The sequence below is a fragment of the Lachnoclostridium sp. An76 genome, from assembly GCF_002161355.1.
In the GTDB taxonomy this organism is placed as follows: domain Bacteria; phylum Bacillota; class Clostridia; order Lachnospirales; family Lachnospiraceae; genus Mediterraneibacter; species Mediterraneibacter caccavium.
In genome coordinates this window covers 45,409-61,354 of record NZ_NFHL01000001.1, presented here as the reverse complement: position 1 = coordinate 61,354, position 15,946 = coordinate 45,409, and the positions used below count along the sequence as shown (strand labels likewise).

Annotated in this window: 10 protein-coding genes; 1 reads left to right on the top strand and 9 read right to left on the bottom strand. The window is 52.4% G+C overall.

Features of this window, described 5'->3' with window-relative positions:
• Positions 1-15: 15 nt before the first annotated feature.
• Both ftsH and B5G27_RS00315 read right to left on the bottom strand, forming a co-directional pair.
• On the bottom strand, positions 16-1,881 hold the full coding sequence (gene ftsH, locus B5G27_RS00320; protein ID WP_087177003.1) for an ATP-dependent zinc metalloprotease FtsH: 1,866 nt from the start codon (positions 1,879-1,881) through the stop codon (positions 16-18).
• Between the two features lie 132 nt (positions 1,882-2,013).
• A complete protein-coding gene (locus tag B5G27_RS00315) occupies positions 2,014-4,632 on the bottom strand; it encodes a cation-translocating P-type ATPase (protein WP_087177002.1) in 2,619 nt (872 codons plus the stop codon).
• A gap of 332 nt (positions 4,633-4,964) precedes the next feature.
• On the opposite strand from B5G27_RS00315, the gene B5G27_RS00310 reads away from it, so the two are divergent.
• Entirely contained in the window at positions 4,965-5,378 is a 414-nt protein-coding gene (locus tag B5G27_RS00310) for a PH domain-containing protein (protein ID WP_087177001.1), read from the top strand.
• Positions 5,379-5,421: 43 nt separating this feature from the next.
• On the opposite strand, the gene rpsU is transcribed toward B5G27_RS00310, so the two are convergent.
• The 7 genes from rpsU to metF all read right to left on the bottom strand — a co-directional run bounded on the left by rpsU (position 5,422) and on the right by metF (position 15,913).
• Positions 5,422-5,598, bottom strand: a complete 177-nt coding sequence (gene rpsU, locus B5G27_RS00305) for a 30S ribosomal protein S21 (RefSeq protein WP_004054229.1) — start codon at positions 5,596-5,598, stop codon at positions 5,422-5,424.
• Positions 5,599-5,838: 240 nt separating this feature from the next.
• Positions 5,839-8,478 carry an alanine--tRNA ligase gene (gene alaS / locus B5G27_RS00300; protein WP_087177000.1) on the bottom strand — a complete coding sequence of 880 codons (2,640 nt, stop codon included), beginning with the start codon at positions 8,476-8,478 and terminating at the stop codon, positions 5,839-5,841.
• 175 nt (positions 8,479-8,653) lie between these two features.
• Positions 8,654-10,162, bottom strand: a complete 1,509-nt coding sequence (locus tag B5G27_RS00295) for a 4Fe-4S dicluster domain-containing protein (protein ID WP_087177694.1) — start codon at positions 10,160-10,162, stop codon at positions 8,654-8,656.
• Between the two features lie 111 nt (positions 10,163-10,273).
• Positions 10,274-11,722, bottom strand: coding sequence for a 4Fe-4S dicluster domain-containing protein (locus B5G27_RS00290; RefSeq protein ID WP_087176999.1), 1,449 nt, complete (start codon positions 11,720-11,722; stop codon positions 10,274-10,276).
• Between the two features lie 196 nt (positions 11,723-11,918).
• On the bottom strand, positions 11,919-14,366 hold the full coding sequence (locus B5G27_RS00285) for a homocysteine S-methyltransferase family protein (RefSeq protein WP_087177693.1): 2,448 nt from the start codon (positions 14,364-14,366) through the stop codon (positions 11,919-11,921).
• Between the two features lie 26 nt (positions 14,367-14,392).
• Positions 14,393-15,034, bottom strand: a complete 642-nt coding sequence (locus B5G27_RS00280; RefSeq protein WP_087176998.1) for a vitamin B12 dependent-methionine synthase activation domain-containing protein — start codon at positions 15,032-15,034, stop codon at positions 14,393-14,395.
• Positions 15,035-15,043: 9 nt separating this feature from the next.
• Positions 15,044-15,913, bottom strand: coding sequence for a methylenetetrahydrofolate reductase [NAD(P)H] (gene metF, locus B5G27_RS00275; RefSeq protein WP_087176997.1), 870 nt, complete (start codon positions 15,911-15,913; stop codon positions 15,044-15,046).
• Positions 15,914-15,946 lie beyond the last annotated feature (33 nt).

The window sequence follows — 15,946 nt, the reverse complement described above, 5'->3', positions numbered from 1 at the left end:
CGGTCACGCTTCTGCTCACGCCTCTGTCTCCCGGCCGTTATCTGTCTCAATATACGCCTTCCGGCTCAATATATTCATAAATTCTTCGCCGGTGATGGTCTCTTTCTCATAGAGATATTTTGCCAGCGCGTGCAGTTTGCCGATATTGTCCTTCAGCAGCTGCATTGCCTTGTCGTAAGACCTTTTCACAGTATCCACAACCATATCGTCGATCTCCGCCGCTGTCTCCGGAGAACAGCTCAGGCTGCTGTCTCCGCCCAGGTACGGGTTGGACTGTGTCTCCAGAGCCACCATGCCGAACTTATCACTCATGCCGTAACGCGTGATCATCGCGCGGGACAGCTTTGTCGCCTGCTCGATATCATTGGATGCCCCAGTAGTGATGGAGTGGAAGATCAGCTCCTCCGCGCACCGTCCTCCGGTCAGAGTGGCCACCTTATTCTCCAGCTCTTCTTTGGACATCAGGTTCTTCTCATCTTCCTCCACCTGCATAGTGTATCCCAGAGCCCCCGACGTACGCGGGATGATCGTAATCTTTGTCACAGGCGCGGAATTGGTCTGGAGTGCCGCCACGAGCGCATGCCCGATCTCATGGTAGGACACGATCAGCTTCTCTTTGTTGGAGAGTACGCGGTTCTTCTTCTGGTATCCTGCGATGACTGTCTCAATGCTTTCTTCCAGGTCAGCCTGGGTGACGAACTTCCGGTTCTCCCGCACCGCCCTGAGGGCCGCCTCATTTACCATATTGGCCAGCTCCGCGCCGGAAGCGCCGGAAGCCGCTCTTGCGATGGCATTAAAGTCCACATTATCGCTTAAGCGCACCTTGCGGGCATGGACTTTCAGGATCTCTTCCCTGCCCTTCAAGTCCGGAAGCTCTACCGGGATCCTCCGGTCGAATCTTCCCGGACGCAGGAGCGCCGGGTCCAGGCTGTCCGGGCGGTTGGTCGCCGCCAGGATGACTACGCCCTTGGAAGCGTCAAAGCCGTCCATCTCCGTCAGGAGCTGGTTCAGCGTCTGCTCGCGCTCGTCATTTCCGGAAAATCCCTGTCCGTCTCTTTTCTTTCCGATCGTATCGATCTCATCGATAAAGACGATACACGGCGCTTTCTCGTTCGCCTGCTTGAAGAGGTCGCGCACCTTGGACGCACCCATGCCGACGAACATCTCTACGAACTCTGATCCCGAGATCGAGAAGAATGGCACATGCGCCTCGCCAGCCACTGCCTTTGCCAGCAGAGTCTTACCGGTTCCCGGCGGTCCCACCAGCAGCGCTCCCTTCGGGCACACAGCTCCGATCTCCTGGTATTTCTGCGGATTGTGGAGGAAATCAACGATCTCCGTCAGAAGCTCTTTCGCCTCATCCTCACCCGCCACATCGTTAAATGTAATGCCCGTGGTGGACTGCACATAGACTTTTGCATTGCTCTTCCCGAACTGCATGAACGGATTCCCTGCGCCTCCGCCGCCCATCTTCTTCATGAGCTGCCTTGCCAGGAGCTGTCCCAGCCCCCAGAAGATCAGAAGCGGCACGACCCAGCTTAAAATAAAGCTCAGGAGCGGGTTCATCGGCTCCTGCGCTACTCTGCCGAATTCACATCCGGCATCATCCAGACGGTTGACCAGGTCCGGATCCTCAAATGTCGTAGTTTCATAATAATTCGGAGACGCTTCCTTATCCGTAAAATAGATGCTGTCCCCGTCCAGTTCCACTGTTGAGACTTTGCGCTCCTCCACCATATTGAGGAACGTTCCGTAGTCCACTTCTTTCACATTTCTTCCCGAGATCGTCGGGACGAGAAGGAAATTAAGCAGAAACAGGACTGCCAGCGCGATCAGATAATAAAAGATCAGCGGCTTTTTCGGTTTCTGTACTTGTTTCATCTGCATCCTCCTTTTTCATTTCCATGTATACATGTGCTGCTGCCCTCATATTTTCCATACATATCAGATCAGCGCCGGCACACGAAAGGAGCAGCGCGCTCCCCCCGTCTTCCGGCGCTGTAAAAATCATTCTTATCTGTTCTTCTTAAACAGCAGGCGGATCCCTTTCATGATCTGGATGATCGGGATATTGGCTGCCGCAAGTCCGTATACGATAAAGAGCTGTCCGACCGTAAGCGTCTGTACTTTAAATACATTGTGCAGGCCCGGGATCATGACAACGCCTGTGATCAGCACGATGCCAAGCAGGAACGCTCCGATGAGCCATTTATTGTTGACCACTTTCTTTGTAAATACGACCGGACGGTCGGACTTACAGTTAAATCCGTGGAACAGCCTTGCAGAGCAAAGTGTCGCAAATGCCATCGTCATTCCCAGCAGTTCGTTTTCGCCGTGGTAGCCGATCATGAATGCGATCATTGTCGTCACCGCGATAGAGAGTCCTTCTGTACCGATCTTGATCAGGAAATCCTTTGTCAGGATGGACTCATTCATCGGCCTTGGCTTCTCTTTCATCACATCTTTTGATCCTGGCTCCAGTCCCAGGGCGATCGCCGGGAGACTGTCTGTCAGCAGGTTGATAAAGAGCAGATGCACCGGTGCGAACGGAACCGGCAGCGCCATGATGGACGCGTACAGGACCGCCAGGATCGCGCCGAAGTTTCCGGACAGAAGGAACTGGATGGAGCTCTTGATATTCCGATAGATATTCCTTCCGTTCTCCACTGCCTTCACGATCGTTGCAAAGTTATCATCCGTGAGGACCATGGCCGCGGCGTCCTTGGAGACCTCGCTTCCTGTGATCCCCATAGCGACACCGATATCCGCCTGCTTCAGCGCAGGGGCATCATTGACGCCATCCCCGGTCATGGACACGATATTGCCTTTTTCCTGCCATGCGCGGACGATACGGATCTTATGCTCCGGCGAAACACGCGCGTACACAGAAATCCCTTCCACGAAATCTTTCAGCTCTTCGTCTGACATCTTATCAATCACAGCGCCCTCGCAGGCCTCGGATTCATCTTCCAGGATACCGATCCTCTTCGCGATCGCCGCCGCAGTCACTTTGTGGTCTCCGGTGATCATGATCGGCCGGATCCCTGCGCTCTTACACTCTTCAACTGCAGCTTTTGACTCAACCCTCGGCGGATCCATCATCGCGATCAGCCCGAGGAATGTCAGGTCATACTCATCGTCAAGCGTCAGTTCCAGCTCATCTGACACTACCTTGTATGCAAATGCCAGGACACGGAGCCCCTGTCTTGAGAATGCCTGGTTCTGGTCCTCGATATTCTTCCTGTCCTGCGCGGTCATCGGACGGATCTCCGATCCAATCTGGATCTTGTCCATCCTGTCTAAAAGGACGTCCACAGCGCCCTTCACGATCATTGTCGGGACGCCTTCCATCGTGTGCTTTGTGGACATCAGTTTGCGGTCGCTGTCGAACGGGTTCTCGCTCTCACGGGGATATTTTGCCCTCACAGCTTCCGGGTCAAGCCCAAGGCGGCTTCCCAGGTTGATCAGCGCTGTCTCTGTCGGATCGCCGATCTCCACGCCGTCTGTGATCTTAGAATCGTTGCAGAGCATACTTCCGATGAGCAGCCTGCTCTGGGACGGGTCATTCAGATCAATGCCGTCTGCCTTGATGCAGTCCTCATCCACATAATAATCTTCCACAGTCATCTTGTTCTGCGTCAGCGTTCCCGTCTTATCCGAACAGATGACAGACACGCTCCCCAGACCTTCCACTGCCTGGAGCTTTCTCATGATCGCATGTTCCCTCGCCATCTTCTGTGTGCCGAAGGAAAGGACGATCGTAACGATAGAACTCAGCGCCTCCGGGATCGCCGCAACCGCCAGTGCCACTGCAAAGAGGAATGCGTCGCCGATATTGTCTCCTCTGAAAATACTCACTCCGAAGAGGATCGCACAGAACACCAGGATCAGGATCGACAGCTTCTGTCCGAACTGATCTAAGTTGACCTGGAGAGGCGTCCTCTTCTCTGATGTCGTCTTCAAGAGGCTTGCGATCTTGCCCACCTCTGTGTCCATTCCGATGCCTGTCACAACAAAAGAACCTCTTCCGTATGTCACAAAGCTGCCCGAATAGACCATGTTCAGCCTGTCTCCCAGCGGGACCTCATCCGCCTGGATCGCATCGATATTCTTCTCCACGCCGAGGCTCTCCCCGGTCAGCGCGCTCTCATCCACCTTCAGGCTGGCGCACTCGATCAGGCGTCCGTCTGCCGGGATATAGTCGCCGGCATCCAGCATAACGATATCTCCCACCGTCACTTCTGAAGACGGGATCTGTACCACATTTCCATTCCTTAATACTTTTGCCTCCGGGCCGGAGAGCTTCTTCAGGCTCGCAAGAGACTGCTCTGCCTTCACAGTCTGCACGGTGCCAAGGATCGCGTTCATCGTGATCACGATCAGGATAACCGCCGCGCTTTCGATATCTCCCATAAAGCCGGAAGCGATCGCCGCAATGATAAGGATAATCACAAGGAAATCCTTATACTGCTCCAGGAAGATCTGAAGGATCGTCTTCTTCTTTCCTTCCACCAGCTCATTCGGGCCATACTTTTCCTGGTTCGCCCTTACCTGTTCCTCTGTGAGCGGCTCTGTCGATCCATTGACCGATTTAAGCGTTTCCTCACTGGTCATTTGAAAATAATGTTTCATGTAATCCTCCTCTTCGTCCGATGTGAAATAAAAAATGAGACTCCTATTGCACACCGTTGTTATGTAATGCAATAAAAGTCTCACTGTTTAATCGCGATACGGATGAAATGCTCATCGTACTGACGTCATCGCAAACGCTTGAATCAAGCGCCAGTTACTCCCTTTTACCAAGTAATAATATAATGGAAATCCGAGGTACTGTCAACGCTTTTTACGCTTTTTACGCTTTTTTCACAAATACAGAATTTCCTCTCCATTTTACTTTTCCCCTGTGCTAAACTGTGCATATAGATCCTCATATGACCGTCTTAATTTAAAAGGAAGGGTGCTTTATGAAATTTCAGGGTAAAATAGCAATCTGGTTCTGGTTTATGATCATTGCGGGTAATGTTGTTTTTTTATATGCTTTTTTATATTCGATTCTTTTTGAAGAAGACTCAGTCGGCGCGATGATCATGGGGATTGTTCTTTTTAATCTTATCTGCATCCCGATCGTCGCGAGGAATTATGTTATCGTATCCGAAATCTCTGTCACAGTCTACTTTGGATTTCTAAAGGAATCTATCATGCTACGCGATATCACAGAGGTCAGACGGACACACGATATCATCGCTTCTACCGCTGCTTCTCTTGACCGTATATCCATAAATGGAAGATGGAGTGGACTTATGTGTGCCGTAAAAGACAAAGAAGGATTTTTTAAGGAATTAAAAAGAAAGAATCCAAATATCAAGATGTACATATGAAAAGCAGGATATCCTCGCGGATATCCTGCTCAAAGTGCACTTATTAATTATATTTACGTTTTCTAGCAGCTTCAGATTTTTTCTTACGTCTTACGCTTGGCTTCTCGTAGTGTTCCCTTTTGCGGATCTCCTGCTGAATGCCAGCTTTAGCACAGTTTCTTTTGAATCTGCGTAAAGCGCTGTCTAACGTCTCGTTTTCTTTAACGATTACATTTGACATAGTCTCACACCTTACCTCCCCTCCAGCCTTGTATTGTGCATAATACGACTGTTCGGGTATTTTCTTGCACTAACAAAGATTATATCATATTTTTTTCTTCCGTCAACTGTTTTCCTCAGAAAAACTTATAAAACACATGAAACAACGCATGAAACCATGAAAAGCTCATGGATTGCAGCGCTTTCCTGGCATTTCCCCGGTCATAACCGAAGTGCAGCGGAGAAACAGCGAGTTCCCCGATCAGTTGATCTGGCCTTCCAGCACCTCAGCCGCTTTTTCCAGGGCATCCGGGATCCCTGCCGGATTCTTGCCGCCTGCCTGCGCCATATTCGAGCGTCCGCCGCCGCCACCGCCGACGCATCCGGCGATGCCTTTCACCAGGTTGCCCGCATGTGCGCCCTTCTTCATCGCCCCGTCTGTGGCGGTCGCCATAAGGCTGACTTTGCCGTCATTTCCGGAAGCGAGCACGACTACACCGTCTCCCAGCTTTTCTTTGAGCTGGTCGCCCAGGTCGCGCAGCCCGTTCATGTCAACGCCGTCGATCTGCGCTGCGAGGAGTTTCACACCCTTCACTTCTTTCACCTGGTCCATCACATCTCCGGCAGCTTCCTGAGCCATCTTGCTCTTTAAGCTTTCAATCTCGCTGTGGAACGATTTATTTTCTGCCAGCATATGGCTGATCTTATCGCTGAGATTGTCCGGTGTCGCTTTCAGGAGATGAGCGGCTGCTTTCAGTTTCTCTTCGATATCCGCATAATACTTCATCAGGCCCTCAGAGGTCAGCGCCTCGATCCTGCGCACACCTGCCGCAACGCCGGTCTCGGAAATGATCTTGAACGCCATGATCTCAGAAGTATTCTTCACATGAGTCCCGCCGCAGAATTCGATGGAAAAATCTCCCATATTGACTACGCGTACGATATCGCCATATTTCTCGCCAAACAGAGCCTGCGCCCCGGTCTTCTTCGCCTCCTCGATGGGCATGTTCTTCACGATGACCGGAAGCCCGTTGGAGATCTGTTCGTTTACCATATCCTCCACCTTTTTCAGCTCTTCCGCTGTCATCGCAGAAAAATGTGTAAAGTCAAAGCGCAGCCTGTCCTCGTTGACGCTGGAACCTGCCTGCTCCACATGGGTTCCGAGAACGGTGCGGAGAGCCTTCTGGAGAAGGTGGGTCGCGCTGTGGTTTCTCGCGGAGAGCGCGCGCTTCTTTGCATCGACTTCCAGAGAAACCTTATCTCCCACTTTGATCATGCCTTTTGTCATCACACCGATATGGCCAATCTTTCCTCCGAGCAGCTTAACGGTATCCTCTACTTTAAACTCACCTTCCGCGGTGCGGATATACCCTGTGTCAGCCTCCTGACCGCCGCTCGCCGCATAGAACGGTGTCTCATTTACAAACACAGTGCCCTTCTGCCCTTCGGAGAGCGCGTCTGTGAGCTCGTCCTCCGTGGTGAGTACGGTTACGTCAGACTCCCATGTCAGGTTGTCATATCCGACAAAGGTGCTTGTAACACTGGGATCAATGGATTCATATACTGTCACGTCAGCGCCCATGTAGTTCGTCACTTCACGCGCGTTTCTCGCAGTCGTCCTCTGGACTTCCATGGAAGCCTTAAAGCCTTCTTCATCCACATCCATTCCCTTTTCTTCCAGGATCTCTTTTGTCAGATCCAGCGGGAACCCATAAGTATCATAGAGACGGAACGCATCATCACCGTTCAGTGTCTTCTCACCCTTTGCCTCCATGTCTGCGATCATATCAGAGAGGATGCCAAGGCCCTGGTCAATGGTCTTGTTGAACTGTTCTTCCTCTTTTGTGATCACTTTGAGGATGAACTCTTTCTTTTCTTCCAGCTCCGGATATCCGTCCTTAGAGCCTTCGATCACAGTCTGAGCCAGTTCCGGGAGAAAACCTTTGTGGATGCCCAGAAGCCTTCCGTGACGGCATGCGCGTCTTAAGAGACGGCGCAGCACATAGCCCCTTCCCTCATTGGACGGCATGATCCCGTCAGAGATCATAAACGTCACGGAACGGATATGGTCTGTGATCACGCGGATGGATACGTCATTGTTATAATCTTTTCCATATTCTTTTCCGGCAAGCTCGCATACATGGTCGCGGAGAGCTTTGAGCGTATCCACGTCAAAAATAGAATCCACGTCCTGGACCACAGATGCCAGACGTTCCAGACCCATTCCTGTATCAATGTTTTTCTGCTCGAGCTCGCTGTAGTTGCCATTTCCGTCATTGTCGAACTGGGTGAACACGTCATTCCAGATCTCCATATAACGGTCGCAGTCGCATCCTACAGTGCAGTCCGGCCTGCCGCATCCGTATTTTTCTCCCCTATCGTAATATACCTCAGAGCACGGACCGCACGGACCGGAGCCATGCTCCCAGAAATTATCTTCTTTTCCGAATTTAAAGATACGCTCCGCCGGGATGCCTATCTTTTTATTCCAGATCTCAAACGCCTCGTCATCATCCACATATACGGACGGATACAGTCGGTCCGGATCCAGGCCTACTACCTCTGTGAGGAACTCCCATGTCCACTGGATCGCTTCCTCCTTGAAATAGTCTCCGAAAGAAAAGTTCCCGAGCATCTCAAAGAATGTACCGTGGCGCGCGGTCTTTCCCACGTTTTCGATATCGCCTGTGCGGATACATTTCTGGCAGGTAGTCACACGCTTCCTCGGCGGGATCTCCTGACCTGTAAAATATGGTTTTAACGGCGCCATTCCTGAATTGATGAGCAGAAGGCTCTTGTCATTGTGCGGCACCAGGGAAAAGCTCTTCAGTGCAAGGTGTCCCTTACTCTCAAAGAACTCAAGAAACATTTTTCTAAGCTGGTTTACTCCATATGGCTGCATTGCTATAATCCTCCTCTTTCGCTCCAAAAAGCCTGTTTTATAATATATCACAGCAGGATATATTTGTAAAGCGGGCGCCCTGAAAAGAGCGCCCGCCCGAAATTATCCCACAAAGCCGGAACATGACATTATTTTTATCAGCATCGGATATCTCATCCGTCTGTTTCAGCCAATTCTATTTCAGCTCGATCTCCTCAAGCTCCTTCGGCGGGATCGGCTTGCTGGAATTCTTTACAAATGTCGCAAGGTTCTTCTTCGCCTTTGCCACAGGGATGTTTGTGCCCGCGCCGGCGATACATCCGCCCGGACAGCCCATGCCCTCGATCAGGCAGCCGTTCATCCTTCCGGCCTTTGCGAGAGCAAGGATCTTCTTGCACTCTGCCAGGCCTTCCGCATGCTCGATATTGACCTGCACATCCGGATAATATGCATTGATACATTTCTCGATCGCCTCAGCCACGCCTCCTGCGCAGCCGTAGCCGCGCCCGGCCCCTGTCGCGTCATGGAACGATGACTCTGCTTCATATTTCGTAAGGTCAATGCCCTTTGCATCGAACATTGCCTGCATTTCCTCAAAGGTCACGACAAAGTCCACATCACTCCGGACAGACCTTCGGGATGCCTCCAGCTTCTTTGACGCGCACGGCCCGATAAATACAACCTTTGCGTTCGGATGCTCCTGTTTGATCGTCCTTGCCGTCGCCACCATCGGCGTCAGCTCCTGAGAGATCTCATCGATCACATCCGGGAAATATTTTTTAGCCAGGACCGCCCAGGACGGACAGCAGGATGTGAGCAGGAACGGAAGCTCCCCTGTCACCACCTTGTCCACATAGTGATGAGCCTCAGCGATCGCCCCGATGTCCGCCCCCAGCGCCACTTCGTAGACCTCGGAGAAGCCTAATTCCCTCAGGGCTGCCTTGATATTCCTCGGAGTGATGTTGTCTCCGAACTGGCCGACAAATGCAGGAGCGATCTCCGCAACAACCTCCTCGCCTTCCGACAGAGCCCTCGCGAGCTGGAAGATCTGCGATTTATCTGAGATCGCGCCGAACGGGCAGCTCACCATGCACATCCCGCAGGAGACGCATTTATCATTATCGATAAACGCACGCCCGTATTTGTCTGATACAATGGCATTTACGCCGCACGCCTTCTGGCACGGTCTTTCTTTCTTTGCGATGGCGTCATACGGACAGACTGACTTACATCTTCCGCACTTGATACACTTGTCCTGATCGATGAATGAGCGTCCGTTCACCATGGAGATCGCGCCCTTCGGGCAGACCTCCTGGCACGGATGCGCGAGACACCCTTTACAGACATTGCTCACCTCGTATTTATTTTCCTCGCAGCTCTCGCATGCAGAAGGGATCACCTGCATCAGCGGCGGCTCATAATATTTCTCCGAGATATTGCTCGCCTCCACTCCCGCGGTAAGATGGACCGGCTTGTTCTCCGGGCGCAGGGAAAGCCCCATTGCAAGGCGGAGCCTTTCCCTCACGATCGCCCGTGAACGGTATGTGCTCTCACGGTACTTTTCCGTATCATCATTCACGATCTCGTAAGGGATAGATTCCATATCGTCAAGAAGCGTATCCGCATCTGCCTTAAATCCCAGCTTTGCCACTTCCGTAAAAACTCTCCTGCGGATCGCCCTCACCGTTGTGTGTAATCCTCTCATATTTAACTCCATATCGTTCTGCTCCTCCTGATCTGCTCTGTTTTTTCCGTCCGCCCGGTCATCTCCCGGCTGGTGCCCATAATTCTTCCTTATCTGTCTTCCTTATATTTCTTATCTGTGCATGGAGAAGGACTCCTCGTCATAATTGCTCAGGTTGGAATAAATCCCTCTGTCATCTGCTTTTTTGATGAGAGCGTCTCTTGATTTTCTCGCCAGCATCTGATCCTTAAAGGAGCTCGGTCCTCCGACGCATCCTCCTTCACATGCCATGCCCTCGATAAAGTCTTCCGGCAGTCTTCCCACCTTCATAAGGAGAAGGGCCTTCTTACATTCTGCCGCGCCGTTCGCTTTATATACCTTCACATCGATATCATTGCCGGATTCTTTCAGGCTCTCCTGCACAGCCGCTGCCACGCCGCCGGAATTTCCGAAACGCTTTCCAAATACAGACGCCTCCTGGTATGTATCCTCCACCGGCTCCAGCGCCACATCCTTCGCACGCATCATAGCGCGCACCTCGCTGTAAGTCAGCACATAGTCTGCATTGCCCTCGATCTTCTGGTCCACCACCTCAGATTTCTTTGCAAGGCACGGTCCGATAAATACAGTCACAGCATCCGGATCCTTCGCCTTGATCAGACGGGATACCGCGCACATCGGGGAAACCGTCGTGGAGACCGCGTCGCTCAGTTCAGGGAAGTGCCTGCGCACCATGTTTACAAATGCCGGACAGCAGGATGTTACCTTCTTCTTTCCTTCCTCGTGAGCCTCTCTCCACTCTTCCGCCTCATATTTCGCTGTCAGGTCTCCGCCGAGCCCTACTTCTACAAACTCTGTAAATCCAAGCTCAAGCATTGCCTTTCTCCAGCTTGCCATAGTGATCTCCTCGCCGAACTGCCCTTCTGTGGCAGGAGCCAGCATTGCGTACACTTTCTTGTTGGATTTGAGCGCTTTGATCACGTCCACGATCCATGTCTTTGAACCGATCGCACCGAACGGACAGCTGTGGATACATTTCCCGCAGCGGATACATTTCTCCTCATCAATCACGGAGATGCCGTACTCGTCATAAGAGATCGCATCGACCGGGCAGCTGAATTTACACGGTCTTTTCAGATATGCGATGGCATTGTACGGACAGGCTTCCGCACATTTCCCACACTCTTTACATTTTGCCGGATCGATGTGCGTGCGGGTGCGTCCCGGCTCGATCGCCCCGAATTTACATGCGTTGATACATGCCTTTCCGATACAGTTCTGGCAGTTCTCTGTCACGATGTAACTGGAGATCGGACAGTCCTCACACGCTGAACTTATGACCTGGATCACATTTCCGTCATCTGTGATGCCCGGCACTTTTCCTTCCGCGAGGCGCACCCTCTGTCTGATGATCTCTCTTTCCTTGTAGATACAGCAGCGGAACTGTGCTGTCGGTCCCGGGATAAGCTTCAGCGGGATCTCATCCTTCCTCTCTTCCAGCTCCCCGGCAAAAGCCAGTCTTGCCACTGCCTCCAGGACATCATGTTTGATCTTGATCACATTTGCGTCTGCGTACCTCAAAATATTCCCTCCTAACAACTATCTTCCTCTTTGTTAAAGCACATGCCATGACGCATGCCTTTCCTGCCCTTAATGATACCATGTATACGGCAAATTTCCCAGATATATTTTTAACAATCCCCTGTATTATTTTCAGAACAATACAGGGGATCATATACTGCATATTTATACATTTTCAGGAAACTCTGTCCTGTGATCAGATGCCGAACACTTCCTGGGCATAATGGACAGACTGCATCGCGTCCTTCCCGTAGAAATCCGCTCCGATCATGTCCGCATATTCCTGGTTGAGCACTGCGCCGCCGACCATCACGCGGCATCCCGGCGCTTTTTCCCTGAGCTGGCGGATCGTCTCTTCCATACTGACCACGGTGGTCGTCATCAGAGCACTCAGCCCCACGAGCGGCGCCTGGTGTTCCAGGACTGTGTCCACGATCTTTTCCGGCGGCACGTCCTTCCCCAGGTCGATCACGTCAAAACTGTAATTTTCCAAAAGCACTTTCACGATATTCTTTCCGATATCATGGATATCTCCTTTTACTGTTGCAATAACAATCGTGCCTTTCTTCTCCTGGACTTCTCCGCTTTTATCCATCTTTTCTTTCAGGACCGCAAACGCGCTCTTCGCCGCTTCCGCGCTCATGAGGAGCTGGGGCAGGAACACTGTCCCGTTTTCAAACCCGTCCCCCACCCGGTTGAGCGCAGGGATCAGTTCTTCATTGATAATATCAAGAGGCGCCTTTTCCTCTGACATACGCTGGGTGATCATATGTGCGTCATCCCTGAGGCCTTTTTCGATCGCAGCGGCCAGGCCCATCCCGGCCGCATGTTCCGCAGTGCCGGGATTCCCGCTGTTCCCTGTTCCCTGTGCGGCTGCCGCCGCAGGATTCCCGGCGGAAGCAGCGCTGTATCTGGCGATGTAGCGTCCGCAGTTCTCATCCAGAGCCATCAGCGCATGATATGCATACCATGCCTTCATCATATCCTCTGAGGACGGGTTGATGATCCCTGCGCTCAGTCCGTTCATCATTGCCATCGTATAGAAAGCAGAATTGATGACAGGGCGGCTCGGAAGACCGAAGGAGATATTGGATACTCCAAGCACAGTGTTTACCTTCACTTCATCCCTCAGACGGCGCAGTGTCTCGAGCGTCACTATCGCGCCCTCCGGCTCGGAGCTGACCGTCATGGCAAGGGCATCAATCACGATATCTTTCTTTTTGATCCCGTATTTCGCCGCCTCAGCTATGATCTTCTCAGCGATGCGGATGCGTCCCTCCGCGTCAGCCGGTATCCCGCCTTCATCCAGTGTAAGCCCGATGACCACGCCGCCGTATTTCCGGATCAGAGGAAATACGCTGTCCATGGACTCCTGCTTCCCACTGACAGAATTGACCATCGCTTTTCCGTTATAAATACGCAGTGCCCGTTCCATTGCCTCTGTATCTACAGTATCAATCTGAAGAGGCAGATTGACTACGCTCTGGATCTCCTGCACAGCCTCTTCCATCAATGCCGGTTCGTCGATATCCGGAAGCCCCACATTCACATCCAGGATGTGCGCCCCGTTGTCCTGCTGTGTGATCGCTTCTCTCAGGATATAATCCAGGTCATGCTCCTTGAGCGCCTGCTTAAACCGCTTCTTCCCGGTCGGGTTGATCCTCTCCCCGATGATCTTAGATCCGCATTTCTCGCCGGGCTGATTCCCGAGGAATACACTTTTCCCGTAAGATGACACGACCGTATACTCTTTTTCTGTGACCGGCAGCGGCTGCTGTCCCCGGCAGGCTTCTCTCATCGCACGGATATGCTCCGGCGTAGTGCCGCAGCACCCGCCGATCACGGATGCGCCCATCTCTGTGATCTGTCGCATCAGCCCCGCAAATTTCTCCGGCATTACATCATAACATGTCTTTCCATCCCTCTGCTGGGGAAGACCTGCGTTCGGCTTCACGATCACGGGCAGAGAAGAATACCGGAGCATCTCCTCCAGCACAGGGAGCATCTGCTCCGGTCCCATACCGCAGTTGATCCCCAGGGCATCCACCCGCAGACCTTCCAGAAGGGCCACAACAGAGGAGACATCCGCTCCGGTAAGGAGCTTGCGCCGTTCATCAAAAATAGCGGTGGCAAACACCGGAAGCGAAGTATTTTCTTTTGCCGCCAGCACAGCTGCTTTCAGCTCGTAAGTATCGCTCATAGTCTCGATATGGATCAGGTCAGCTCCTGCCTGCTCCCCCATGACCATCACTTCCCTGAACGCCTCGTATGCTGTCTCAAAATCCAGGTCTCCCATGGGTTTTAAAAGCTTTCCTGTAGGTCCCACGTCGAGGGCAGTATAGATCTCTCTGCCGGCGCCCGCTTCCCGGACCGCTTCTTTCACATGTCCCACTGCCGCTTCCACGATCTCTTTTAATGAACACCGCTCATCGTGGAATTTCAGCGCATTCGCGCCAAATGTATTTGTGAGTACAATGTCGCTCCCTGCCTCGATGTAGCGCCTGTGGATCTCCCTGATCACTGCCGGGTGTTCCACATTCCAGGTCTCCGGCAGTTCCCCGGGGGCAAGCCCTCTCTCCTGGAGCAGGGTTCCCATCCCGCCGTCAAAATATAAAAGTTCCTTTCCAAGTCTGTCTCTGAGCATATATCTGTCCTTTCTGCTGTCATCTTTCATCGTCTGTACTCGCAGTCCTTCTTCCCGCATGCCTCGCACCCCTGAACGGGACATCTCTCCTTTACCGGGCTTGCACCGATCAACGCGGTGACTGATTTTGTCGGCGTCATCATACAGCTGTCCGTCATAGTCAGCCCGATCGTCTTAGCGCAGTCCAGCATCCGCATGAGCGGCTCCTGGTATCGGATGTCAAAGTCCCCGTATCCGGGACTGAACCTCGGGCGCAGATAGAGTCCCTCTTTCTCCAGCTCCGCGCCGATCTTAAGCTGCTCTTCATCGCAGTATTCTTCCAGGAGCGCCGCTGCACATGCCTGGAGGATCACAGCCCTCGCCATATCTGTCAGGGACACGCGCCGGATCAGCCTGTCCACTCCCGCTCCAAGGGTAGCCCCAAAGAGTACTGCTTTTGTACATCCTTTCAGATTCCTGCCCAGGCTGGTGCTCCTGATTTCCATATTCCCTATTATGATCCTGCCGTCCTCTGTCTGTGCTGCATCAAAAATACGGCAGACCGACTTCGGCGCCGCTGTCCGCCCTAATTCTGCGAACGCGTCCTCGATCAGCGCCAAAGTCCTCTCATCTGCCGCATTTCTTCCATATCCCAGATACCGGACGGCTTCCTTTATCCGTCTCTCCATATTGTTTCCCTAAGCCTTTATGATCTCAGACAGATTGCCCATGATCGCTGCTGCAACATCCGGCTTATTCATTGTATAAATATGGATATTCTTTACCCCGTTTGCGAGCAGGTCAATGATCTGGTCCGTAGCATACGCGATCCCCGCCTGTTTCATCGCTGCCGGAGAACCGCCGAAGCGGTCCAGCATCGCCAGGAATCTTCTGGGGAACACTGTGCCCGAGAGCTCCTGGCTCCGTTTCATCTGCGTGGCGCTGGTGATCGGCATGATGCCCGGCAGCACCGGGACAGTGATGCCTGCCTCTCTGATCCTGTAGAGGAAATTATAGTGGATATCATTGTCAAAAAACATCTGAGTCGTCAGGAAATCCACTCCGCAGTCCACCTTCTGTTTCAGATAGCGGATGTCATCCTCCTTGTGTTCATTCTCCACATGGCCTTCCGGATAACATGCCGCGCCGATACAGAAATCGCCATGCTTTCTGATCTCTTCGACAAGTTCGCTCGCATAGCGGAAGCGGTCTGCATCGGGAAATGCCATCCCCGCCGGGATATCCCCGCGCAGGGCAAGGATATTCTCGATGCCGTGCGCCTTTAAGTCATCGATCACCCTGCGCACCTCTTCCTTTGTTGACGAGGCGCATGTCAGATGCGCCAGGCTCAGCAGGTGCAGGTCATCTTTGATATGGGAAGCGATCTTTGCCGTATTTTTGCTCGTACCGCCGCCCGCACCGTATGTAACGCTGATAAACGCCGGGTTCAATCCCGCCATGGCGTCTACCGCTGCGATTACTTTGTCAAATCCCTCATCCGTCTTCGGCGGGAATACTTCAAATGAAATGTGTATGCTGTCTTCTCTCAGTCTGTCGATTATCTTCATCCGGTAAAAATTCTCCTGTCATCTGTTGTATCG

Bases quoted from the DNA above. Each gene is read 5' to 3' on its own strand.
- B5G27_RS00280 (WP_087176998.1), bottom strand. From the start codon at position 15,034: ATGGAGAGACGGATAAAGGAAGCCGTCCGGTATCTGGGATATGGAAGA.
- B5G27_RS00285 (WP_087177693.1), bottom strand. From the start codon at position 14,366: ATGCTCAGAGACAGACTTGGAAAGGAACTTTTATATTTTGACGGCGGG.
- alaS (WP_087177000.1), bottom strand. From the start codon at position 8,478: ATGCAGCCATATGGAGTAAACCAGCTTAGAAAAATGTTTCTTGAGTTC.
- B5G27_RS00310 (WP_087177001.1), top strand. From the start codon at position 4,965: ATGAAATTTCAGGGTAAAATAGCAATCTGGTTCTGGTTTATGATCATT.
- ftsH (WP_087177003.1), bottom strand. From the start codon at position 1,881: ATGAAACAAGTACAGAAACCGAAAAAGCCGCTGATCTTTTATTATCTG.
- B5G27_RS00315 (WP_087177002.1), bottom strand. From the start codon at position 4,632: ATGAAACATTATTTTCAAATGACCAGTGAGGAAACGCTTAAATCGGTC.
- rpsU (WP_004054229.1), bottom strand. From the start codon at position 5,598: ATGTCAAATGTAATCGTTAAAGAAAACGAGACGTTAGACAGCGCTTTA.
- metF (WP_087176997.1), bottom strand. From the start codon at position 15,913: ATGAAGATAATCGACAGACTGAGAGAAGACAGCATACACATTTCATTT.
- B5G27_RS00295 (WP_087177694.1), bottom strand. From the start codon at position 10,162: ATGAGAGGATTACACACAACGGTGAGGGCGATCCGCAGGAGAGTTTTT.